Below are 23024 nucleotides of genomic sequence, written 5' to 3'. Positions count from 1 at the left end.
TTCAGATCAGCGGAACGGGCCGCAGCGGCCGCTCGAAATAGTCGCCCAGCGCCTCCAGCGCATGCGGCTCCAGGATGCGGAGCCACCCCGCATCGAGCTTGTGGAGCCCCAGGCGCTGCAGGCGGCGCAGGGTCTTGTTGGTGTGCACCAGCGAAAGCCCCAGCGCATCGGCGATGTGCTGCTGGTTGAACGGAAACTCCACCCAGCCGTCGCGCACCATGCCCACGCGTTCGGCCCGGCGGTACAGGTGCATGAGCAGCATCGCCACCCGCTCGCCCGCGTTGCGCCGGCCGGTGGTGACGAGGTTGTCGTCCACCATCTTTTCCTCGCGCGCCGCGAGCCAGGTGATGTCGTAGCCGAGCTTGGGCTGGGCGTGGAAGAGCGGCCAGAGGCGGTCGCGCGAGAAGGCGCACAGCGAAACGTCGGTCACGGCTTCCACGCCGTGCGTCTGGCCTTCGGCGAATTCGTCCTGCAGGCCGATGAAATCGCCGGGCAGCAGAAAACTCAGGATCTGTCGGCGCCCGTCGGTCAGGGTCTTGTAGCGAAACGCCCACCCCGAATAAAGGGTGAAGAGCTGCGTGCTGGGCCGGTGCTCTTCGATGATCGAGCCGCCGGCTTCCACCCGCCGGGCGCCGACGCGGAACGACTGGATGGTCTTGAGCTCTTCCGGCGATGCGGGCAGGAACGCCTCAAGCCGGCGCAGCGCGCAGTCGTCGCAAGGATTCACCCCTTGGGGAGGGGACGCGGCAACGGGATAGTCATCGAATCTCACGCGGCACTATAGGCTTTTGCGCTGTGTCTTTTTACATTTCGCCGGCCGTCGCCGCTGTCTAGACTCCGCAGCGTTTTCTTCCAAGACGCATGACAGACGAACAGCCGCTCCACGAAATTTTCTATTGCAGCGTACTCGCGCAAGACCTGCCCCCCAATGCCGTGGGCACCATCGTCGGCCAGGCACGGGCCCGCAATGCCCAGCGAAAGATCACCGGCCTCTTGGTCTTCGACGGCATGCGTTTCTGCCAGCACCTGGAGGGCCCGCGCGATGCGGTGAAGGCATTGATGCGGAGCATCGAACGAGACCTCCGGCACACCGAGGTGCGGCTGGTCCACGAGGGCCAGTTGGAATCGCGCCGCTACAGCGGCTTCGGCCTGGGCCTGGCCGAGAGCGAAGGCCCTGATCTGATGGCCGGCGTGCACGCCCTGGAAGGGGAAGCCGCGTTCAAGCATTTCCTGGCGCTGCGCTCCAGCTTCGACATCAGCGGCTGAAAAAGAAAAAGGCGCTCGAAGCCGCCGACAAAAAGAAAAAGGCGGCCGAAGCCGCCTTTGTGCGTCCATGGAACCGGTGACCGTTCAGGCCTGATCCCATGTGTAGGTGGCACCGTAGCCATCCCATGCTTCCATCACGATGCGCTGGCCGGCGGCCACCGTCATCGATTCGCCCGGTGCGAGCACCAGGTCTTCGCTGGGATTGGCCAGCGTGGCATCGGGCGTGATCCATACCCGGCCCTGCTTGACGCGCAGGACGCTGGCCGCACGCGCCTTCAGGCTCATTGCCTCGCCGGGGGCAATCTGCCAGGCGCCGCGGCGTACGGCCGGGGGCACGGCGGCGGCAGCGGTACGGGCGGGGATCGACAGGGAAGCGAGCGATGGGGTGGTGCAGACGGCGGTGGACATGATGAAACTCCTTGGGCTTGCCGAAGTGCGATTGACAGGACGGAGGCAATGGCGCAGTTCGGGAATGAATGATCGTTTCCCGGGCGTTGTGGGTCCAATGAAAACGAAGTAGCCTACTGATGCTGGTTTCGCATCAATCAAGGCTCTCCCCCAGGCTTCGCGCACTTCGTGTCGCTTCTCCTCCCCCCTCGCCGGGGGCAACACCTGCAGCCCGGCAAAGCCGGTTCCGCGGTGTTCCCCGAAGGGACAGCGCAAGCAGATGCAGCCGGCCTTTCAAAGGCACCTCCATGCAACATTCGCAAACCCACCTGCGCTCCCGCCCGATCTCCGCCGGCCATCTGCGCGCCTTCGAGGCCGTCGCCCGGCACCTGAATTTCCGCGCCGCGGCCGAGGAAATGGCGCTGACCCAGTCGGCGGTCAGCCGCCAGATCCAGTCGCTGGAAGAGGAAGTGGGCGTGTCGCTGTTCCTGCGCCACACGCGGGCGGTGGAGCTGACCAGCGCCGGAGCGCAGTTGCTGCTCTCGGTGCAGCAGTCGCTGCCGCGCATCGACATGGCGGTGCGCCAGATTCGCCAGAGCGCGGGGCGCAAGAGCGTGTCGCTCACCACGTTTGCGTCGTTTGCCTCGATGTGGCTGATCCCGCGGCTGGAGGCCTTCCAGCGCGACAACCCCGAGATCGACATCCGCATCGACGCCAGCGACGTGGCGGTGGACCTCGAGGTGGCCGACGTGGACATCGCCCTGCGCTACGGCCCCCGCGAGGCCATGCCGCCCACCGCCGTGCGCCTGTTCGGCGAAAACCTCACGCCGGTGGCGAGCCCCTGGCTCATCAAGAGCAGCCCGCCGATCAAGACGCCGGAAGACATCACGCGCTTCACGCTGATCGAGGCCGGCGATGCGCATCGCACGCACCTCGAATGGCTGACGTGGCGGCGCTGGTTCGAAGTGAATGGCCTGGAGCGCGCGCAGCCCAAGCGCTGGCTCTATTTCAATTACGCCTACCAGATGGTGCAGGCCGCGCTCACCGGACAGGGCGTGGTGCTGGCGCGCAGCTCGCTGATCGCCGAAAGCCTGGCCAACGGCGACCTGGTCGAGGTGCTGCCGCAGCACCGCATGGATTCACCGATGTCCTACTGGCTCATCGCCGGCCCGCGCAACGCGCTGCGGCCCGAGATCAAGGCCTTCTGGGACTGGCTGCTGCTGCAGGCCGACACCACGCGCGGGACCATCGGCGAGGTGCCCGATCCGGACACCATCGACGACATCGATTGATCGGGAATGCGGCCGCCGCCGGGCCGCGCCTCCCCCTTGGGGGCTGGAGTTACACGAAGTGAAAAGCCGGGGGGCTCAAGACATCGGCCAGACGACGCCGTTGTCGTTGAGGATGGCGTCGAGCGGCAGGTCGTGCGCTTCGGGTTCGAAGTCCTCTAGGAAGCCGTGCGTGAAGCCCAGACCCACCGTGAACGGCCGCGGCTCCAGCGCCGCCAGCGTGCGGTCGTAGAAACCGCCGCCGTAGCCCAGCCGGTAGCCGCCGGCGCTGTAGCCCACGCAGGGCACGAACAGCAGGGTCGGCACGATCAGCTCGGTGTCCTTGGGCTTGGGAATGCCGTAGGCGTCTTCTTCCATCTGGCAGCCCGGATACCAGGCATGGAAGGTGAGGGTCTTGTGAACCTTGTCGATCACGGGCAGTCCGATGCGGCGGCGCTGCGTCTCTTCCATCAGCTCGCCGTCTTCCTTCCAGCGGTGCAGCGCGGGCAGCGGATCGAACTCGCCCTTGATCGGCCAATAGGCGCCGATCACGGTGTCGGGCCGGCCGACCAGCCAGATGCGCATGACGCGCTGCAGCAGGTCGGCGCGTGTCAGCCGGTCCGGCATCGCCAGACGTTGTTCGATCAATGCCTTGCGCAACTGATCCTTCAGAAAACTCGCCGTCGCCGAGGTGTCGGCTCCCTTTGACTTGTCCATAATCCCCCGATGCAGTTCCCAAGCATTTTGGCATCCATGCGCAACCGCCCGCGCAACGCAACGCCAGCCGTTGCTTTTTCCCTCGTACTGACTGCCGCTGCACTGCTCTTTCATCCCCCCGCCAGCGCACAGACCAACACCAACACCAACGACGACGTGCTGGTGCAGATGAAGCAGGCCTTCCAGCGCGGCGACAAGGCCCGTCTCACCGCCCTCCTCCCCCAAGCCCGCGGCCACGCGCTCGAACCCTGGGCCGCTTACTGGGAACTGAAGGCCCGCCTGCAGGAAGCCGCGCCGAACGAAGTGCAGGACTTCTACGCTCGCTACCCCGGCACTTATCAGGAAGATCGTCTCCGCAACGACTGGCTGCTGCTGCTTGGCCAGCGCCGCGACTGGGACGGCTTCTCGGCCAACGTTGCCGGCTACCGCATGGGCGACGACGCGCAGGTGCGCTGCTACGCGGTGCTGGTCGACACGCTGCGCTCGGGCACCGCCACCCAGGCCCAGGCCGACGAAGTGCGCCGCAACTGGTTCAGCCAGAAGGAAGCCGACGACGGTTGCCTCACCGCCGCCGACCGCATGGTCGCGGCCCGCCTCATGTCAACCAACGACGCGTGGAAGAAGGCGCGCCTGGCCATCGAGGCCAACCGCCCGCAGGCCGCGCGCGGCGCCGTCACCATCGCAGCGCCCGATGCGCTGCCGCTCTTCGAGGAGCTCAACGCCAGCTCGGCCAAGTTCCTCGTCGGCCGTGCCTTCGTCGCGGCCAAGTCGCGCAAGGAGCTGGTGGTGCTCGCGCTCATCAAGGTCGCGATTGCCGACCCCGACATGGCCGCCTCGCAGCTCGACAGCAAGTGGGGCCCGATGCTCTCGGCCGAGGAGCGCAACTGGCTCTGGGGCGCCATCGGCCGCGCCTCGGCCAACAAGCTCTCGCCGCAGGCCGTGGGCTATTTCGGCAACGTGACGAAGAACAGCGACCTGTCGGACGACATGCTCGGCTGGCGCGTGCGCGCCGCGCTGCGCGCCGGCCAGTGGAAGGACGTGGCGCCCGCCATCAACGCGATGAGCGAAACCGCCCAGCTCGATCCCACCTGGGTCTACTGGAAGGCCCGCGCGCTCGCCAGCGAACGCAGCGAGGAACGCCGCGCCCAGGCCCGCGAGCTCTACACCAGCATTGCCGGCACGCGCGGCTTCTATGAAATGCTCGCGCTCGAAGAGCTGGGCCAGCGCGTCGTCACGGCCACCCGCCCCGCACCGCTCACGCCCGAGGAAAAGGCGGCGGCGCGCAGCAACGTCGCGCTCAACCGTGGCCTCTACGCGATCGCGATCGGCCTGCGCTCCGAAGGCACGCGCGAGTGGAACTACGCCACCAACCTGCACGACAAGGGCGGCATGGACGACCGCGCCCTGCTCGCCGCGGCCGACTTCGCCTGCCAGCGCGAGGTGTGGGACCGCTGCATCAACACCAGCGAACGCACCAAGGGCACCATCGACGTGGAGCAGCGCTTCCCGATGCCCTTCCACGACACCGTGCTGCGCAAGAGCCAGGACATCGGCCTCGATCCGGCCTACGTGTACGGCCTCATCCGCCAGGAAAGCCGCTTCATCATGGACGCCCGCTCGGGCGTCGGCGCCTCGGGCCTCATGCAGGTCATGCCCGCCACCGCGCGCTGGACGGCCCGCAAGATCGGCATGACCGACTTCACGCCCGGCCAGATCAACGACCGCGAGACCAACATCACCATCGGCACCAACTACCTGAAGCTCGCGCTCGACGACTTCGACGGTTCGATGGCGCTGGCCGCCGCCGCCTACAACGCCGGCCCCGGCCGGCCGCGCAACTGGCGCAACGGCCCGGTGCTCGACGCAGCGATCTGGGCCGAGAACGTGCCCTTCAGCGAGACCCGCGACTACGTGAAGAAGGTACTGGCCAACACCACCAACTACGCGGCGATCATCAGCGGCCGGCCGCAGTCGCTGAAGGAGCGGCTGGGCCGCATCGGGCCGCGCGACGCCGCCGAACCCGAACCGAACAAAGACCTGCCCTGACATGAGCTGGCACGACGAGGTGCTCGACACCATCGCGTCCGAGTTCTCGGACGTGACGGATGTCGCGCAACTCACCCGCATCGTCGTTCGCCTCACGCTCGCCGGCGTGCTCGGCTTCATGCTCGGCTTCGAGCGCGAGCAGCAGGGCAAGGCGGCCGGCGTGCGCACGCACATGCTGGTGGCGATCGGCTCGGCGATGTTCGTGCTGATCCCGCAGCAGACCGGCATCGTGCCGGCAGACATGAGCCGGGTGATCCAGGGGCTGGTGGCGGGCGTGGGTTTTCTCTGCGCCGGCACCATCCTCAAGCAGGGCAAGGACGAATCGCACGTGCAGGGCCTCACCACCGCCGCCGGGCTCTGGATGACTGCGGCCATCGGCATGGCCTGCGGACTCGGCCGCGAAGCCACCGCCCTGCTGAGCGCGCTGCTGGCGCTGGCCGTGCTGTCGCTGGTGCCGCGGCTGGTGAGCCTGCTCGAGCGCACCATCGCGAAAGACGACGCACAGCGCGTGATCGCCTCGCCGGACGACAAGCCCCGCGACCGCTGACAGGCATCAATTCGCGCCGCGTTCGGCATCAATGGCGGCGCGCCGCGCGGCTAGCATCGAAGGCTTTGCCCTCACCGAATCGAACCGAAGGAACCCTCATGCGCAAGCTCTACATCGGCAACAAGAACTACTCGTCGTGGTCCATGCGCCCCTGGGTGCTCATGAAGCAGGCCGGCATCGCTTTCGACGAGGTGATGGTGCGCTTCGATTCCTTCGAGGCGGAGTCGCAGTTCAAGCACACCATCGCCGCGCTGAACCCGGTGGCCAAGGTGCCGGTGCTGGTCGATGGCGACCTCGTGGTGTGGGACACGCTGGCCATCGCCGAATACCTGGCCGAGACCTTTCCCGAGAAGCAGCTGTGGCCCGAGGCTGTGGCCGACCGGGCACGCGCGCGCAGCATCTGCGCCGAGATGCACTCGGGTTTCGGCGGCCTGCGCGGCCATTGCGGGATGAACATCGAGGCGTCGCTGCCCGAGGTCGGCGCCCGGCTGCTCGAGGAACAGCCCGAGGTGCGCAGCGACCTCGACCGCATCGTGCAGATGTGGAGCGACCTGCTCGGCACCCATGGCGGCCCGCTGCTGTTCGGCGACTTCACCATCGCCGACGCGTACTTCGCGCCCATCGGCACGCGCATCAAGACCTATGGCCTGCCGGTGCCGCCGGCCATCTCGGCCTACATCGAACGCGTGCAGGCGCTGCCGGGCATCAAGGCCTGGATCGACCAAGCGCTGGCGGAGAAGGATTTCCTGCAGTTCGAAGAGCCCTACCGCACAGCGCGATAGGGCTTGCTCGCGCGGCAGGCGGGGATCAGAACCTGTAGGTTGCCGACAGGAAGGTGACGATCGGGTTCAGCTTCAGGCTCGCTTCGCTGCAGGCAACCGGCAGGCCGGTGATCGACGTCGTCGTCAGCTTGGCCTTGGTCTTCAGCGGGATGTACGACACCGAGAAGGCGATGCCCCAGTGCTTGTCGAGCTGGTAGGAGACACCGGCATTGAGCACCGGCGCGAACGAGCTGTCGAGCTTGGCGGTGGTGTTCACCGAGTACGGCGACTGGCGGAACTGGCTGGCCAGTGCGCCCTGCAGGTTCGAGGTGAGCTTCACGTCGCTGTACCAGACGTAGGTGGCGCCCAGGCCCACGAACGGACGGAAGGCGTCGTTGCCTTCGTTGAAGTTGTACTTCACCAGGACCGTGGGGCTCCACTGGCGGGCTTCGCCCAGTTCGCCCACCCGGGCCAGCGTGCCCTGGCCCTCGAGCTTGAACTTCGGCGGAATGCCCAGGACGCCTTCCACAGCCCAGTGGCTGTCGATGAAGTAGGCCAGGCTCAAGCCGAGCGTGTCCGAGTCCTTGACGCTGGCGCCCGAACCCGGCAGCACGCTCTGCACCGGCGCCGTCACCTGGAGCGGCTTGCTCGAGTCCTGAGGCGCGAGGTGGAACCAGCCTGCCCCCGCGACCCAGTCGCCGGCGTTTTGCGCAAACGCGCTGCCGGACGCCAAGGCACCCAGAGCCGCCAGCGCAAACATTGTTTTCTTCATGATGTGAATGCTCCTTTGGTTGAAATATCCCGGTGAACGCGATGCCAGCCCGTGGTCGGCGCTGCGTTCCAACAAATAAACGAACGTTCGTTCTGTTTGCAATTCGAAATTATCGAACGCTCGTTCTATTTAGTGGGTGCGGGGTATCCCTATCCCTAACTCCCACCTCATTCGCCGCCCCATTCGCCATCTCCCGCATTCCTCATCCCTACACTGCGGCCATGAAAATCTTTCTCGTCGGCGGCGCCGTCCGCGACCGGGTGCTCGGGCGGCCGGTGTCCGACCATGACTGGCTGGTCGTCGGCGCCACGCCCGAAGACATGACCCGGCGCGGCTACCTGCCCGTGGGGCGCGACTTTCCGGTGTTCCTGCATCCGAAGACGCGCGAGGAATACGCCCTCGCCCGCACCGAGCGCAAGAGCGCGCCCGGCTACCGCGGCTTCACCGTCCACACCGCGCCCGACGTGACGCTGGAGCAAGACCTCGCCCGCCGCGACCTGACCATCAACGCCATCGCGCTGCCGGCCGAACTGGTGAGCGCCGACGGCCAATTCGAGCCCGACCCCGATCACCTCGCCGACCCCTTCCACGGCCAGCGCGACCTGCGAGACAAGGTGCTGCGCCACGTGACCGACGCCTTCCGCGAAGACCCGGTGCGCATCCTGCGGCTGGCGCGCTTTGCCGCGCGCTTCGACGATTTCTCGGTCGCCCCGGAAACCATGGCGCTGATGCGCGAGATGGTCCGGGCCGGCGAGGCCGATGCGCTGGTGCCCGAGCGCGTCTGGCAGGAGCTCGCGCGCGGTCTCATGGAAGCGCGCCCCTCCCGCATGTTCCAAGTGCTGCGCGAATGCGGCGCCCTCGCCGTGCTGCTGCCCGAGGTCGACCGCCTCTGGGGCGTGCCGCAGCCCGAGGCGCACCACCCCGAGATCGACACCGGCGTGCACCTGATGATGGTCATCGACACCAGCGCGCGGCTCTCGGCCAGCTTGCCGGTGCGCTTTGCCTGCCTGATGCACGACCTGGGCAAGGGCACCACGCCCGCGGATGTGCTGCCGCGCCACATCGGCCACGAGAAGCGCAGCGTCGACCTGCTGCATGCGGTGTGCGACCGCTGGCGCGTGCCAGTCGAGATCCGCGAACTGGCCGAGGTGGTCGCGCGCGAGCACGGCAATGTGCATCGCAGCAGCGAGCTCGATGCGGCGCCGCTGGTGCGCCTGCTGGAGCGCTGCGACGCCTTCAGGAAGCCCGCGCGTTTTGCCGAAGTGCTGCTGGCCTGCGAGTGCGACGCGCGCGGACGGCTCGGTTTCGAGGACAGGCCCTATCCGCAGCGCGAACGCCTGCTCGCCGTGCTGGCGACCGCCGCGGCCGTGCCCACCGACGTGGTCGCGCGCAAGGCGCAGCAGTCGGGCGCGACCGGGCCGCAGATCGGCGACGCCATCCACCGCGCGCGCATCGAGGCCGTGGCGGCATCGCTGCAAGAAAGCTGAAGAAAAAGTCGCGCTCCGCCTTTCGCGGACATGGCGGGCATGACTTCTGGCACTTCTCCCTGCAAATCGGCCCGATAGCATCGATCGGGTGAATGCCACCGAGCCGACGCTGTCACACCCATCCCCGCCGCCCCGCCCGGGGGTGCCGGGCGATCTTGGCCTCCGCGTGCTGCGCGAGCACGTGGCCTCGGTGTACGCGGCCTACAACGCATCGATCCTGGTTCACTTCGGCCTCGGTGCGGCGCTGGGCATCGTCATGTACCTGCACCGCCCGCGATGGTGGATCCTCGCCTGGATGGCCGCCCACCTGAGCTTCGGCCTCGCCCTCTTCCTCATGCCGCGCTGGCACGCCGATGTGCCGCTGCAGGACACCATCCGCTGGGCGCGCCGGCATTCGCGCACCGTCACGCTGGTCAGCATGGCGACGGCGACCGCGCCGTGGCTCTTCATCTCGGCCGACGACCTGCCCACCACCTCGGTGCTGACCGTCGTCGTCATCGGCAGCTGCGCCCGCGCCATGCAGCTCCTGTGGCCGCTCAAGCCCGCGCTCTACGGCTACACCCTGCCGATGATGGCGAGCCTGATCGCCGCGCTGGCCTGGCAGGGCGACGCGATGCATCTCTTCCTCGCGGTCTTCAGCCTCGGCTACCTGCTGTTCACGCTGCGCGTGGGCGGCCAGCAGCACAAGCTCCTGACCGATTCGCTGGTGCTGCGCTTCGAGAACGAGGCGCTGGCCGCCCAACTGGGCGTGCAGATCGCCGCCGCCGAGCGCGCGAGCGCCGAGAAAACGCGCTTCCTCGCCACCGCCAGCCACGACCTGCGCCAGCCGCTGCACGCCATCGCCCTCTTCGGCGCCGCGCTGGAAAACGAACTGCGCGAGCACCACGGCAGCCGCAACGCGCAGCGGCTGATGCGCGCGGTGAATGCGCTGGGCAATTCGCTCGACACCATGCTGGACGTCTCGCGCCTGGACGCGGGCGTGATCACGCCGGACATCGCGCCGGTGTCGCTGGACGCGATGTTCCGCTCCCTCAACCACATGTTCGCGGCGCAGGCCGAGCAGCGCGCGCTGCAGTTGCGGGTGCGCGCGAGCGGCCTGTGGGTCCACAGCGACCCGCAACTGCTCTACCGCATGCTCTCGAACCTCGTGGACAACGCGCTGAAGTACACCGCGCACGGCGGCGTCTCGGTGCGCGCACGCGCGCGCGGCGGCGTCGTGTGGATCGAGGTGCTGGACACCGGCATCGGCATCGCGCCCGAGCAGCAGGACCGCGTGTTCGAGGAGTACTACCAGGTGCAGAACCCGGGCCGCGACCGCGCGCAGGGGCTGGGCATCGGCCTGTCGATCGTCGAGCGGCTGTCGCGGCTGCTCGACCATCCGGTGCAGGTGACTTCGCGCGTCGGGCGCGGCACGCGCTTTCGCCTGCAACTGCCGATGGTCGCGGCCGCGCCGCAGCACGAACAGCAAGCGGCTGCCTCGATGCAGCAGCCACAGCGAACGGCTGCCGCACCGGTAATCTCCATTGCGCCTGCCGCGCACCCATTGCCATCGGCCGAGGCAATACAGGCAGCGCACGGCCGCGTTCTCCTGATCGACGACGAGGCCGAGATCCGCGAGGCCATGGCGCGGTTGCTGCAGGGCCACGGCATCGCAGTGGAGACGGCGGCCAACGAGGCCGAGGCCATCGACGCGCTCGGCCGGCCCGGAACGCAAGCCGAGCCCTTCGTGCTGCTGCTGTGCGACTACCGCCTCGCCAACGGCGACAACGGCCTGGACGTGGGCCAGCGGCTGCAGCGGCGCTTCGGGCTCGACGCGCCGCTGGTGCTGGTCACCGGCGAGACCGCGCCCGAGCGGCTGCAGCGTGTGCGCGCTTCCGGCGTGCCGGTGCTGTTCAAGCCGGTCAACGCGGCCACGCTGCTGCGCATGCTGGGCGATTTCCTGCCGGGCCTGGCCACGCTGCCTGCCTGAGGGAGATCCGCAGGTCGCGGCCCCCGCCGCGAAACACGTCCGGTTTTGGCCGACACGCGGCGCACAAAGCGCGTGTTATGGTTTTTCCCAATGCCAAAGTCCTCCGACAGCAACGATCAGTTGCCACCTCCGCTGGGCCGCGACGCCGCCCTTTTCCTCGACTTCGACGGCACGCTGGTCGGCCTTGCGCCTACCCCCGAAGCCATCGAGATTCCCCCCGCGCTCGTCGCCCTGCTCAGCGACCTGCGCGACCAGCTCGGCGGTGCGCTGGCCGTGGTGTCGGGCCGCCAGATCGACTCGATCGACCGCTTTCTCGCGCCGCTGCGCCTGCCCGCGGCCGGCGAGCACGGCGTGCAACGCCGCGATGCCCAGGGCCACATGCAGGAGCAGCACGCGCCCGATCTCGTGCCGATCCTGGACATCGCCAACGAACTCGCGCGGGTGCATGAAGGCCTCTTGGTGGAGCGCAAGCACGCCGCCATTGCCCTGCACTACCGGCTCGCGCCGCAGTTGGAGGCCGTGTGCCGCGATGCGATGTCGCGCGCCATCGAGGGTCGTCCGGCGCTCGAACTCATGCACGGCAAGTTCGTCTTCGAGGTCAAGCCCGCGGGCGTCAACAAGGGCATTGCCATCGACGCCTTCATGACCGAAGCGCCCTTCGCGGGCCGCACGCCGGTCTTCGCGGGCGACGACACCACGGACGAGAGCGGCTTCGCGGTCGTGCAGCCGCGCGGCGGCATCGCGATCAAGGTCGGCTCGGGGCCCAGCCTCGCGCTGCACCGGCTCGAATCGCCGCGCGCGGTGTACGAATGGCTGGTGCAGGCGCGCGACATGCTGGTGGCGAAGCCCGAAGAAAACACGCCAGAGAAAACGAAAACCGAAGAACCGAGGAACCCCGGATGAGCGAAGAACAACTGTCGAAGGCGCCCGAGGACCGCGCCGGCGAGGCGCTGGCCGACGCCGCCGGCCCCGACGACCGCGCGCCGGTCGACCTGCAGGCCGCCACCGCGCCCGGTCCGCGCGGTTTCGCGCCGCCGGCCGATCCTTCGCTCGATGTCGGCGTGATCGGCAACTGCGCCTACAGCGCGCTCATCGACGCACGCGGCCGCGCCGTGTGGTGCTGCCTGCCGCGCTTCGACGGCGACCCGGTGTTCAACGCGCTGCTGCATCCCGGCGAAGGCGCGGGCGCATGGAGCATCGACATCGAGGACTTCGCCGAAGCCAAGCAGTGGTACGAGCCGAACACGGCCGTGCTGCGCACCCAACTCTTCGACAGCGCCGGCCAGGGCATCGAGATCACCGACTTCGCCCCGCGCTTCTACAGCCGCTCGCGCTACTTCCGCCCGCTGATGATGGTGCGCCGCGTGCGGCCGATTGCCGGCGCGCCGCGCATCCGCGTGTCGCTCGATCCGCGCTTCCAATGGGGCGCGTCGGAACCGATTGAGGTGACGCGCGGCAGCAACCACATCCGCTATGTCGGCCCCGACGTCACGCTGCGCCTGAACACCGACGCTTCGATCTCGCACATCCTCGCGCGCCAGCCATTCGTGATCTCGCGCGAATACAACTTCATGTTCGGCGTGGACGAGACGCTGCTCGACGGCATCGCCGACACCGCGCGCAAGTTCGAGCAGGAAACCATCGCCTACTGGCGCACCTGGAGCAAGCGCCTGGCGATTCCGTTCGAGTACCAGGACGCGGTGATCCGCGCGGCCATCACGCTCAAGCTTTCGCTGTACGAGGACACCGGCGCCATCGTCGCCGCCATGACCACCAGCATCCCCGAGGCGCCGGGCAGCCAGCGCAACTGGGACTACCGCTACTGCTGGCTGCGCGATGCCTTCTTCGTGGTGCGCGCGCTCAATTCGCTGAGCGAAGTGGGCACGATGGAAGACTACCTGCGCTGGCTCGGCAACGTGGTCATCGGCTCGCACGGCGAGCACATCCAGCCGCTCTACGGCATCGGGCTGGAGCGCGAGCTGCCCGAGTCCTTCGTCGAAGGCCTTCCGGGCTACCGCGGCATGGGGCCGGTGCGCGTGGGCAACCAGGCGCAGGAGCATTTCCAGCACGACGTGTACGGCAACATCGTGCTCGGCGCGGCGCAGGCCTTCCACGACCACCGGCTGCTCGCCCGCGCGGGCGTGGCCGAGTTTCCGCACCTGGAGGCAGTCGGCGAGCGAGCGGTGAGCGTCTATGGAACGCCCGACGCCGGCATGTGGGAGCTGCGCACCCGCGCCCGCGTGCACACCAGCTCGGCGCTGATGAGCTGGGCCGCCTGCGACCGGCTCGCCAAGATCGCACGCACGCTGGAGCTGCCCGACCGCGCCACCTACTGGCACGGCCATGCGGCGCGCATGAAGGAAGAAATTCTGGCCAAGTCGTGGTGCGAGGAGCGCCAGGCCTTTGCCGAGAGCTTCGGCGGCCACGAGCTGGACGCGAGCATCCTGCTGATGGTCGAAGTGGGCCTGATCGATGCGCGCGACCCGCGCTTCATCTCCACCGTCGACGCCATGGAAAAGTCGCTCTGCGACGGCCCCTATATGCGCCGCTATGAAGCGGCCGACGATTTCGGCAAGCCCGAGACCGCATTCAACATCTGCACCTTCTGGCGCATCGACGCACTTGCCAAGATCGGCCGCAAGGCCGAGGCACGCCAGATCTTCGAGACCATGCTCGCGGCGCGCAATCCGCTCGGCCTGCTTTCGGAAGACACCCACCCGGTCACGGGCGAGATGTGGGGCAACTTTCCGCAGACCTATTCGATGGTCGGCATCATCAATGCGGCTGTGCGTCTGTCCGCGCCATGGGATTCGTGCATATGAGCCGTCTCGTCGTCATCTCCAACCGCGTGGCCGACCCACGCAAGCCCGCAGCCGGCGGCCTGGCCGTCGCACTCGGCGAAAGCCTTCAACAAAGCGGCGGCCTCTGGTTCGGCTGGAGCGGCCAGATCGTGGAAGACGGCCCTACGGGCGAAGGCGAGCTGCACAAGCACCAGGCCGGCAAGGTCACGCTCGCCACCATCGACCTGAGCCGCGAAGACCACGACGCCTACTACCTCGGCTACAGCAACGACGTGCTCTGGCCGGTGTTCCACAACCGCTTGGACCTGGCGCATTTCGAGGCCGGCTTCATCGGCGGCTACCGGCGCGTGAACCAGCTCTTCGCGCGCAAGCTGCTGCCGATGCTGAAGGACGACGACGTCATCTGGATCCACGACTACCACCTGATGCCGCTCGCCGCCGAGTTGCGCGCGATGGGCTGCAAGCAGCGCATCGGCTTCTTCCTGCACATTCCGCTGCCGCCGCAGATCATCGTGGCCGCCATTCCGCAGCACGAGTGGCTGATGCGCTCGCTGTTCTCGTACGACCTGATCGGCTTCCAGGCCCAGCAGGACGTACAGCACTTCGAGCACTACGTGCGCAACGAGGCGCGCGGCGAGTACCTGGGCAACGACATGTACCGCGCCTACGGGCAGACGGTGCGCTGCAGCGCCTTTCCGATCGGCATCGACGTCGATGAATTCGCCGCGCTCACGCACGCGAAGGAATCGCGCGACATGTACGAGACCATGAAGCGCGAGTACTCGAGCCGCCGCCTCCTGCTGGGCATCGACCGGCTCGATTACTCCAAGGGCATTCCGCAGCGCGTGCGCGCATTCCGCGAACTGCTCGCGAACTATCCCGAGAACCGGCGCAGCGCGACGCTGATCCAGATCGCCTCGCCCACGCGCGAGACGGTCGATGCGTACGGCGACATCCGGCGCGAACTCGAATCGCTGTGCGGCGCGATCAACGGCGACTACGGCGAACTCGACTGGATGCCGGTGCGCTACATCCACCGCATGGTGGCGCGCAAGCGCGTGCCGGGCCTCTGCCGCGCTGCGGCGGTCGGACTGGTCACGCCGCTGCGCGACGGCATGAACCTCGTCGCGAAGGAGTACATCGCGGCGCAGGACCCGGCAGATCCGGGCGTGCTGGTGCTGTCGCGCTTTGCCGGTGCGGCCGAACAGCTGAAAGAGGCGCTGCTGGTGAATCCGTACGACACGCACGGCACGGCGGAAACGGTGCAACAGGCGCTGCAGATGCCGCTGGAAGAGCGGCGCGAACGGCATCAGAAATTGCTGTCGCGGATTCGCGAGCAGGACATTCATTGGTGGCGGCGGACCTTTCTCGACGCGTTGCGCGAGGCGGCGAGCGAGCGCTGAGGCTGCTGTTCGGGGCGGCGATCACGCCGACGGGGTACCTTGCTCCGCGAATGTCCTCCGCCCTTCGGGCTCCCCCTTGATTTCGCTGCGCAAGGCACCCCATCGGCGTGCTCGTTTTCAGAGCCGTCGTTGATCAGCTGTTCACCCAGAGCGTGCCCAAGTGCGCAGGGCATCGGGTGCTCCCCGCAGCGAAATAAAGGAGGAGCGAAGCGGGGGACATTCGCGGAGGGGAGCACCCGGTGGCCTGCGCACCCGCCCTGAATGCAGCTCCTACCAGCCCGTGAGCAACCGCACGAAGCGCATCACAGGCCGAGCCTCGGAATAGGCAGAAGCCGCCGGCGCCCCCTTCGTAGGCGCATGAACCCGCAGGTGCGAAGGCGTCAGCGCCGACACCTCGATCCACCCGCCGTGCGCCATGCGATGCACGTCGCCTTCATCGAGCGCCGTCTCGCTCATGAACACCGTGCCGCCGAACCACCCAGGCGGCGACACCAACCGAACCCGCCCTTCAGCCACCTGCAGCCAGGTGCCCGCATCGACGCAGGTGCGCAGCGACTGGCCGGGCTCCAGGACGATGGAGTCGGGTGCTTGGGACAGGGTGGTGATCATGGCGGACCTCCGAGGTGAGTGAGTCAGTGGAAAAGCGATTCGGCGAGCCCAGATCGTAGAAATTCGGCCGCTCAAAAAACAGGCACAAACATCGCCTATTCGCACCGGAACAGCCGGCCGGCAGCTCATCTGTTATGGTCGTTTTCCCGTTCAACTGCATCTGTTTTCGGATGCCCGTTTGGGGGAGCATCGACGCCATGGACTCGCTACCGCTCTACCGGCAACTCGCAGCGCATTACGTGGATGCGATCCACACCGGCTCGCTCAAGCAGGGCGACAAGCTGCCTTCGCTGCGCACCCTGATGCGCCTGCACGAGATCAGCCTCTCGACCGCGCTGCAGCTGTGCCGCGCGATGGAGAGCGACGGCTGGGTCGAGGCGCGCGACCGCTCGGGCTACTTCGTGCGCCGGCCGCAGCGCCTGGCCATCGCGCCGATGGAAGAGCCCGTGGCCGACGTGCCGCCGGACCCTGCGCAGTTCGTCAGCATGCGCACCCGCATGGCCACCTTCATGGCGCGCGGGCGCCACGCCGGCGTGAAGCTCAACTTCGCCATCGCCCGCGCCGCCCCCGAGCTGTACCCGGCCGAGGCCCTGCGCAACTCCATGACGCGGGCGCTGCGCCAGCGGCCCGAGCTGCTGACCACCGCTTCGTCCCAGAAGGGCCACGAGCAGTTCCGCGAGGCCGTGGCGCAGCGCAACCTGCGCGTCGGCATGACGGTGTCGCCGGACGAGGTGCTGGTCACCAACGGCTGCATCGAGGCGCTGAATCTCGCGCTGCGCGCCGTCGCCAAGCCGGGCGACACCGTGGCCGTCGAATCGCCTACCTTCTACGGCCTGCTGCAGGTGCTGGAAAGCCTGAACATGCGCGCGCTGGAGATCCCGACCAGCCCGCAGACCGGCATCTCCATCGAGGCGCTCGACCTCGCGATCCACACCTATGACGACATCAAGGCCGTGGTGGTGGTGCCGCATTTGCAGAATCCCATCGGCAGCGTGATGCCCGATACCCACAAGCAGCGGCTCGTGCAGCTGTGCGAGAGCCACGGCATCGCGCTCGTCGAAGACGACACCTACAGCGACCTGGTGGAGAGCGAGGTGCCGCTGCGCGCCGCGAAGTCGTGGGACCGCACGGGCAACGTGATCTATTGCGCCTCGCTGCACAAGGTGCTGGCGCCGGGCCTGCGCCTGGGCTGGATCACCGCCGGCCGCTGGCACGCGCAGGTGGAAATGCTCAAGTACGCGCAGACGCGCAACAACGAGGCACTGGCGCAGATCGCCGCGGGCGAGTTCATCGCGAGCGGCGCCTACGACCGGCACCTGCGGCGCTTGCGCGACCGGCTGCACGCGCAGCGCGACCAGACGGCGGACGCCATCGCGAAGTACTTCCCGCCGGGCACGCGGCTGAACCTGCCGCGCGGCGGCCTTCAGCTGTGGGTCGAGCTGCCCGAGCAGCGCTCGTCGGTCACCGTGTTCGAGGCCGCGCTGCGCGAGCACATGCTGGTGTCGCCGGGCGCGCAGTTCTCCAACTCGGGGCGCTTCGACAATTACCTGCGCATCAACTGCGGATGGCCGTACTCGAAGGCGGTGGACGCAGGGTTGCAGCGGCTGGGCGAGATCGTGTCGTCCACGCGCAAGCTGCCGCGCGCACCGGCAGCAGGCTAGACGATGTAGAAGACGACGGCGTCGCGCCGCACCGCCGCCTCGGCGAAGAAACGCTTCACGCCTTCCATGAAGTCCGCAAGATCCTCGGCGCTGCCCTGCCAGGTCTTCGCCCAGTAGAGCTCGGCGAACTGCGCCGGCTCGCCGGTGAATCGCGCCACCAGCTCGGGCACGCTGCGCCGCGCCAGCCGGGCCGCCGCGCGCTCGACGTGGCTGGCCGTCAGGTAGATGCAGCCCAGGCCCTCCGTGCCTTCGAGCTGTTCGCCGTCCACGGCCTCGGGCAGCAGCACGCGCACCACGTCCCAGGCCTGCTCCACCGTCTGGCTGGCGTGCGGTCCGCCCTTGTCCTCGGGCGTGTGGAAGAGAAAACCCGACACGCTCGACGGATCGATGACCAGCCCGCGCAGCCGGTAACGGTCGAAGGCGTAGAACGCGCCCCCGATGCTCACGTGCTCGGCTCCAGCCGCGCGGCCCGCGCGACCGCCGCCAGCGCGAGGCTCACGTTGTCGATGTTGCGCTGCGCGTTCGCGAGATTGCCGAAGTGGTCCGGCGCGCAGATCTGGTTGAGCAGCAGCGTGCGCTTGAAATGCTTCAGCGCCTCGCGCAGGTCGCCCTCTTCCTGCGCGATCAGGCCCAGGTCGTTGTGGGCGGTGGCCGCGCTGGTGGAAACGCCCCGGCAGCTTCGCTCCTGGATCGCCAGCGCGCGTTCGAACAGGGGCTTGGCGTGCTCGGCCTCGTTGCGCGCCATGTGCAGCTGCGCAAAGTTGATCAAGAGGTCGGCGTGCAGGTCGGCATCACCCTTCCCGTTCTCTTCCGGCGCGAGCTTGTCCAGGTGCACCATGGCCCGCGCGTAGCAGAGCTCGGCCTTTTGGTCCTGGTCGGTGGTCGCGTAGAGAAACGCCAGGTTGTTGATGGCCCGCACCACGTCGTCGGTCGAGTTGCCCTTGCTGAGCGCCACGGCCATCGCGATGGTCTTCTTGTAGAGCACCTCCGCTTCTTCGGAGCGGCCGGCGCCGGCGTGCAGCAGCGCGAGCGTGTTGCTCGGGCCGAGCCGCCAGCTGTCGTCAAGGCCCAGCTGGTCGATGATGGCCAGGCATTCATCGAGCAGCGACACCGCCTTGTCGTGCCATTGCAGCTGCCGGCAGAACTCGGCGTGATTGATGAGGTGCAGCACGACGGCCTTGCCGAGCCCGCCGCCGCACAGCTGGCGGCTGGTGTGGACGGCCTCGGCGCACAGCCGCTCGGCGAGCGCCAGGTCGCGCCGCTCGAAGGCGGCCTTGTAGCGCCGCTCCTGGTCTTCGAGCAGGCCGAGCAGCACGGTGTCGTCGCCCGGACCGCGACCGGCGGGCAGGCCCGCGCGCAACTGTCGCGCGGCGTGGTGTTCGCCGATGCCGGCCAGGGTCATGGCCAGCGCCTTGCGCACGATGTCCATGTCTTCCGCCGGCATGCCGATCTGGCGGCCGATGGCAAGGCTTTCCTCCAGGCTGGCCTTGGCCTCGTCGAAGGCCTTGAACTGGTAGCAGGCCTGGCCGTGCATGCACAGCGACATCGCGAGGTTCTGGTGCGGGCCCTTGAAGACCTTGCGCGCGTTGGCGACGATCTGCTCGCCGAGCGCCACGGCCCGGGCCCAGTCGTGCGTCTCGGCGGCGACGACGAAGCGCTCGCGCAGCGCGTCGGCGTGGCTGAGGGCTTCGAGGTCATAGGTCTTGGCGGTGGGGCGGCGCGCAGCGTCGATTTCATCCTGCCGCTTCAGGCGCACGTAAACCCAGTAGATGTCGAACAGGAGCCAGGGGCCGAGCAGGCCCAGGCAGAACCCCGAGCCCGGCAGGCTGCCGACGCCGACGAGCAACAGCAGCAATTGCGCCGCGCCGCCCAGGTAGCTGCCCAGATAGAAACGGTGCGCACCCAGGAAGCCCCCGACCACCAGCAGCAGCCAGGCGAGCGGCTTGCGGCGGGGGGACCGGGGTGGCGGGATGCGCATGATTCGCCGAGGGTATTGCGGCGCGGCCGCTCAGTCCAGCAAAGCCAGCGCCGCGTAGTCGCCGACCTTTTCGCCGAGCCCCGCGGGCACCAGCAGCACGCCGCGGGTGAGCGGCATCAGCTTGCCGTCGATCTGCGCCTGCAGCCGGGGCAGCAGGAAATCGCGGTGGTGCCAGAACACGCTGCCGCCCAGGCTGATGCGCTGCAGGTCCAGCGTGATGACCATGTTGTAGAGCATGAGGCCCATGACGCGGCACAGCGCATCCACGATTTCCAGCGCATGCGGTTCGCCGGCCGAGGCCGCCGAGAACAGGTCGGGGGCGGGCTGGCCGAATCGGCGAGAAATCGAGTTGCCGGCGACCAGCGCCTCGACATCGCCCAGGTTGCCGCAGCCGCACAGCGCGCCGCTTGCGTCGTCCACCACGAAGCTGTGCCCCGCATGGCCTGCATTGCCGTTCTTGCCGCGGAGGGCACGCCCGTCGACGCAGAGGCCGACGCCAACGCCCGTGCTCCAGGTGGCATACGCACAGTGATCGAACCCCTTGAGCGCGCCCCAGTGGCGCTCGGCCTCCAAACCAGCCACCGCATCGTTCTCGACACGCACCTGTCCGAAGCGCTTGGCCAGCGGCGCTTCGATGATGGCGGTCATCCACTGGTTGGGCAGACCGCGCGCCGGACCGGCGATGCCGCCGCAGATGTTCGGCGTTGCGAGCTCGACCATGCCGTCGTGCAGCTCGAAGGGGCCGGTCGACGACACGCCCACGCGGTCGATGGTGGCCGGATCGACCCCCTGCTCGGCGCAGACCTCGTCGATCATCCGCATGATCTGCACCGCCACGGCGTCGTTGTCGCCGGTCTTGGCGGTCGGCTCGCTGCGACGGCCGATCAACGGCGCGTCGGCGGAGGGGGAAAGGCTCACGGCCACCTTGGTGCCGCCGATGTCTACGCAGGCTCTCATTGCGGTTTTCTTTTCTCTGTCGTCTAAAGAAGGCGTGCCACCAGCGCCGCGATCATGCTGAGCACCAGAGTGCTTGCAATCGGCAACTGCCAGTCGCGGCCGAAGGCACGAAACTCGAAATCGCCGGGCAACCGTCCAAAGCCGAAGCGGCGCAGCCACGCGGTCAGCCCGCTCATGAGCACCAGTGCAAGGACGACGACGATCAGCCAGCGGAACATGCGGACAGTCTAGGCCGCGAGAACGGCCATGGCTTGTCGGTGAAGTTCGGGCGTTGCCGCGGCAATCACCCTGCCGTCGGACTTCAGGTTCAGCGGCTGGCCCTGCCAGTCGGTGATGACGCCGCCCGCGGCCTCGATCAGGCCCGCGGGGCCCAGGTAGTCGTAGGGCTGCAGGCCGGTTTCCACCACGAGGTCGATGGTGCCGCCCGCCAATTGCGCGTAGCCGTAGCAGTCGCCGCCGAAGCGGCGCATCGCGCATTGGCGGCTGAGCCGGTCGAAGGCCTGCCAGTCGGCGGGCGCGAAGATGTCGGGCGAGGTGGTCACGATGCGCGCCTTGGCCACCTCGGTGCAGGTGCTCACGTGCACCGGCTGGCCGTCGCGCGTGGCGCCCTTGCCGGCCTGGCCGATCCAGCGCTCCTTGAGCACCGGCATGTCGATCATGCCGAGCACCACGCGATTTCCTTGCAGCACGCCAATGAGCGTGCCCCACAGCGGCGAACCGGTGATGAAGCTGCGGGTGCCGTCGATCGGGTCGAGCACCCAGATGCGCTCGGCGTCCAGCCGCTCCGGGCCGTGTTCTTCGCCGTAGATGCCGTCCGCCGGCACGCGTGCCCCGAGGATCTCGCGCATCGCCGTCTCGGCCGCGCGGTCGGCCAGCGTGACGGGGCTTTCGTCGGCCTTGGTGATGATGTCCAGCGGCGTGCGGAAGTGGCGCATCGACAGCGCCGCGGCCGCATCGGCCAGCGCCTCGGCAATCGCCGACAGATCGGGAGTGGAAGAGCTCATGGGGGAGAGTGAACGCGTGCCAAAACTGCGATTAGACCCGAGGCGGCCGGGGTTTGACACGACAAGGCCTGTCGACCTAGCATGGCGCGAAAATTGCCAGGGATAGAACCAATGGCCTCCTTCAGATTCCTGCGCGCCGCGCTCCTCACCCTGCTGCTCGGCGCTTCGGCCGTGCTGGCCCAGGCCACGCCTTCCGACGCCGAGGACAAGCTCATCGACACGCTGATCCAGCGCGTCTCGAAGATGAGCGCCATGGTGTTCCTGCGCAACGGCAACGAATACAACGCCGCCGATGCCGCCAAGCACATGCAGGCTAAGTACGACTACTTCAAAAAGGAACTGGCCACGGCCGAGGACTTCATCGAGCGCTGCGCCTCGCGCTCCGAGATGACCGGGCAGGCCTACAAGGTGAAGCTCAACAATGGCGCGGTGCGGGATGCCAACGAGTTCCTGAACAGCGAGCTGCGCGCATTGCGGCAGCAGGGGAAGAAGTCGAGCGGTTGAGTCGGCCGCCGCTCTAGCGCTGCTGGCCCCAGCGCCGCACGGTCAGCCGCTCCAGCGTCTTGAACCCCAGGCTCTCCACCAGGAGGCCGATCAGCACCACCATCGCGAGGCCCGCGAACACGCGGTCGGTGTAGAGCTCGTTGCGGTTCTGGAAGATGTACCAGCCGAGGCCGCCCTTGCCCGACGAGGCACCGAACACCAGCTCGGCCGCGATCAGCGTGCGCCAGGCGAAGGCCCAGCCGATCTTCAGCCCCGAAAGAATCGATGGCAGCGCAGCCGGCACCAGGATCTGCAGCACGTAGCGCAGGCCCTTGAGCCCGTAGTTGCGTCCGGCCATGCGCAGCGTCTCGGGCACGCCCTGGAAGCCCGCATAGGTGTTGAGCGCCAGCGGCCAGAGCACCGAATGGATCAGCACGAACACCAGGCTGCCGCGGCCGAGGCCGAACCACAGCAAGGCGAGCGGCAGCAGCGCGATGGCGGGCAGCGGGTTGAACATCGACGTCAACGTGTCCAGCAGGTCGCGGCCGATCTGCGTGGACACCGCGAGCGTGGTGAGCGCGAAGGCCAGCACCACGCCTGCCAGGTAGCCCTGCAGCAGCACGGCCAGCGAGATGCGCACCTTCTCGATCAATTCGCCGCTCGCAAGTCCGTCGAACAACGCCGACGCGGTGGCGGTGAAGGTGGGCAGCAGCAGATCGTTGTTTTGCCAGCGCGCCGCGAGCTCCCAGAGCACGGCGATGACGATGAGGATCAGGCCCTTGCGCACGCCTGCCTGCGCCCAGATGCGGGCAGGCAGCGGCAGTGTGCGTTCGAGCGGGACTTCGGTGAACGGCTCGAGCGTGCGTTCGTATTCGGGGCGGACGGGAGGCGCGAGGGTGTTCATCGGT

At 68.0% G+C, this 23024-nt stretch carries 23 protein-coding genes; 12 read left to right on the top strand and 11 right to left on the bottom strand.

Annotation, left to right across the window (positions count from 1 at the left end):
* Window position 1: 1 nt before the first annotated feature.
* Window positions 2–727, bottom strand: a complete 726-nt coding sequence (locus VARPA_RS05305; RefSeq protein WP_049794330.1) for a Crp/Fnr family transcriptional regulator — start codon at window positions 725–727, stop codon at window positions 2–4.
* A gap of 134 nt (window positions 728–861) precedes the next feature.
* Between VARPA_RS05305 and VARPA_RS05300 the strand changes: the two genes are divergently transcribed.
* Entirely contained in the window at window positions 862–1266 is a 405-nt protein-coding gene (locus VARPA_RS05300) for a BLUF domain-containing protein (RefSeq protein ID WP_013539526.1), read from the top strand.
* A gap of 84 nt (window positions 1267–1350) precedes the next feature.
* Here the strand turns inward: VARPA_RS05300 and VARPA_RS05295 are convergent, their stop codons facing one another.
* Window positions 1351–1674: a DUF2917 domain-containing protein gene (locus tag VARPA_RS05295; RefSeq protein ID WP_013539525.1), complete on the bottom strand. Its 324-nt coding sequence runs from the start codon at window positions 1672–1674 to the stop codon at window positions 1351–1353.
* A gap of 287 nt (window positions 1675–1961) precedes the next feature.
* Here VARPA_RS05295 and VARPA_RS05290 point away from each other — a divergent pair, with 287 nt between their 5' ends.
* The gene (locus tag VARPA_RS05290; protein WP_013539524.1) at window positions 1962–2945 is read left to right on the top strand and encodes a LysR substrate-binding domain-containing protein; all 984 of its coding nucleotides are present in this window, start codon (window positions 1962–1964) and stop codon (window positions 2943–2945) included.
* 75 nt (window positions 2946–3020) lie between these two features.
* On the opposite strand, the gene VARPA_RS05285 is transcribed toward VARPA_RS05290, so the two are convergent.
* Window positions 3021–3638 carry a 5-formyltetrahydrofolate cyclo-ligase gene (locus VARPA_RS05285; RefSeq protein ID WP_013539523.1) on the bottom strand — a complete coding sequence of 206 codons (618 nt, stop codon included), beginning with the start codon at window positions 3636–3638 and terminating at the stop codon, window positions 3021–3023.
* A 9-nt stretch (window positions 3639–3647) separates the two neighbouring features.
* On the opposite strand from VARPA_RS05285, the gene VARPA_RS05280 reads away from it, so the two are divergent.
* The 3 genes from VARPA_RS05280 to VARPA_RS05270 all read left to right on the top strand — a co-directional run bounded on the left by VARPA_RS05280 (window position 3648) and on the right by VARPA_RS05270 (window position 7013).
* Window positions 3648–5684 (top strand): lytic transglycosylase domain-containing protein, encoded by a 2037-nt coding sequence (locus tag VARPA_RS05280; protein WP_080559355.1) that lies wholly within the window; start codon window positions 3648–3650, stop codon window positions 5682–5684.
* Window position 5685: 1 nt separating this feature from the next.
* A complete protein-coding gene (locus VARPA_RS05275) occupies window positions 5686–6231 on the top strand; it encodes an MgtC/SapB family protein (protein WP_013539521.1) in 546 nt (181 codons plus the stop codon).
* A gap of 98 nt (window positions 6232–6329) precedes the next feature.
* Entirely contained in the window at window positions 6330–7013 is a 684-nt protein-coding gene (locus tag VARPA_RS05270; protein WP_013539520.1) for a glutathione S-transferase family protein, read from the top strand.
* Window positions 7014–7038: 25 nt separating this feature from the next.
* Here VARPA_RS05270 and VARPA_RS05265 read toward each other — a convergent pair whose 3' ends face one another.
* Window positions 7039–7764, bottom strand: coding sequence for an OmpW/AlkL family protein (locus tag VARPA_RS05265; RefSeq protein WP_013539519.1), 726 nt, complete (start codon window positions 7762–7764; stop codon window positions 7039–7041).
* Between the two features lie 221 nt (window positions 7765–7985).
* Here VARPA_RS05265 and VARPA_RS05260 point away from each other — a divergent pair, with 221 nt between their 5' ends.
* From VARPA_RS05260 to otsA, 5 genes are all read left to right on the top strand, one after another.
* The gene (locus tag VARPA_RS05260) at window positions 7986–9251 is read left to right on the top strand and encodes a multifunctional CCA addition/repair protein (protein WP_013539518.1); all 1266 of its coding nucleotides are present in this window, start codon (window positions 7986–7988) and stop codon (window positions 9249–9251) included.
* 142 nt (window positions 9252–9393) lie between these two features.
* Window positions 9394–11220, top strand: a complete 1827-nt coding sequence (locus VARPA_RS05255; protein WP_049794329.1) for a hybrid sensor histidine kinase/response regulator — start codon at window positions 9394–9396, stop codon at window positions 11218–11220.
* A 90-nt stretch (window positions 11221–11310) separates the two neighbouring features.
* Window positions 11311–12123 (top strand): trehalose-phosphatase, encoded by an 813-nt coding sequence (gene otsB, locus VARPA_RS05250; RefSeq protein ID WP_013539516.1) that lies wholly within the window; start codon window positions 11311–11313, stop codon window positions 12121–12123.
* Window positions 12120–14042: a glycoside hydrolase family 15 protein gene (locus tag VARPA_RS05245; RefSeq protein ID WP_013539515.1), complete on the top strand. Its 1923-nt coding sequence runs from the start codon at window positions 12120–12122 to the stop codon at window positions 14040–14042. The genes otsB and VARPA_RS05245 overlap by 4 nt, the downstream gene beginning before the upstream one ends.
* On the top strand, window positions 14039–15424 hold the full coding sequence (otsA, locus tag VARPA_RS05240; protein WP_013539514.1) for an alpha,alpha-trehalose-phosphate synthase (UDP-forming): 1386 nt from the start codon (window positions 14039–14041) through the stop codon (window positions 15422–15424). Before VARPA_RS05245 ends, otsA begins: the two co-directional genes overlap by 4 nt.
* Before the next feature lie 270 nt (window positions 15425–15694).
* Here the strand turns inward: otsA and VARPA_RS05235 are convergent, their stop codons facing one another.
* The gene (locus tag VARPA_RS05235) at window positions 15695–16033 is read right to left on the bottom strand and encodes a hypothetical protein (protein WP_013539513.1); all 339 of its coding nucleotides are present in this window, start codon (window positions 16031–16033) and stop codon (window positions 15695–15697) included.
* A gap of 197 nt (window positions 16034–16230) precedes the next feature.
* On the opposite strand from VARPA_RS05235, the gene VARPA_RS05230 reads away from it, so the two are divergent.
* On the top strand, window positions 16231–17694 hold the full coding sequence (locus VARPA_RS05230; protein WP_013539512.1) for a PLP-dependent aminotransferase family protein: 1464 nt from the start codon (window positions 16231–16233) through the stop codon (window positions 17692–17694).
* Here VARPA_RS05230 and VARPA_RS05225 read toward each other — a convergent pair.
* Genes VARPA_RS05225 through hisN form a run of 5 tightly spaced genes read right to left on the bottom strand, consistent with a single transcriptional unit; the run spans window position 17691 to window position 21633 of the window.
* Entirely contained in the window at window positions 17691–18140 is a 450-nt protein-coding gene (locus VARPA_RS05225) for a DUF1877 family protein (RefSeq protein WP_013539511.1), read from the bottom strand. The genes VARPA_RS05230 and VARPA_RS05225 overlap by 4 nt on opposite strands.
* Window positions 18137–19672: a tetratricopeptide repeat protein gene (locus VARPA_RS05220; protein ID WP_013539510.1), complete on the bottom strand. Its 1536-nt coding sequence runs from the start codon at window positions 19670–19672 to the stop codon at window positions 18137–18139. The genes VARPA_RS05225 and VARPA_RS05220 overlap by 4 nt, the downstream gene beginning before the upstream one ends.
* A 30-nt stretch (window positions 19673–19702) precedes the next feature.
* Window positions 19703–20629 (bottom strand): ROK family protein, encoded by a 927-nt coding sequence (locus VARPA_RS05215; protein WP_013539509.1) that lies wholly within the window; start codon window positions 20627–20629, stop codon window positions 19703–19705.
* Window positions 20630–20652: 23 nt separating this feature from the next.
* Complete coding sequence (locus VARPA_RS05210; RefSeq protein ID WP_013539508.1) at window positions 20653–20847, bottom strand: DUF2905 domain-containing protein; 195 nt, start codon at window positions 20845–20847, stop codon at window positions 20653–20655.
* A gap of 9 nt (window positions 20848–20856) precedes the next feature.
* On the bottom strand, window positions 20857–21633 hold the full coding sequence (gene hisN, locus VARPA_RS05205) for a histidinol-phosphatase (RefSeq protein ID WP_013539507.1): 777 nt from the start codon (window positions 21631–21633) through the stop codon (window positions 20857–20859).
* Window positions 21634–21744: 111 nt separating this feature from the next.
* Between hisN and VARPA_RS05200 the strand changes: the two genes are divergently transcribed.
* Entirely contained in the window at window positions 21745–22137 is a 393-nt protein-coding gene (locus VARPA_RS05200) for a DUF5329 family protein (protein WP_013539506.1), read from the top strand.
* Window positions 22138–22150: 13 nt separating this feature from the next.
* Here VARPA_RS05200 and VARPA_RS05195 read toward each other — a convergent pair whose 3' ends face one another.
* Window positions 22151–23020, bottom strand: coding sequence for an ABC transporter permease (locus VARPA_RS05195; protein ID WP_013539505.1), 870 nt, complete (start codon window positions 23018–23020; stop codon window positions 22151–22153).
* Between the last annotated feature and the right edge of the window lie 4 nt (window positions 23021–23024).

The organism is Variovorax paradoxus EPS, from assembly GCF_000184745.1.
GTDB classification, from domain to species: Bacteria; Pseudomonadota; Gammaproteobacteria; order Burkholderiales; family Burkholderiaceae_C; genus Variovorax; species Variovorax paradoxus_C.
The sequence above is the reverse complement of the archived record's forward strand: the minus strand, read 5'-3'. Positions and strand labels throughout refer to the sequence as shown.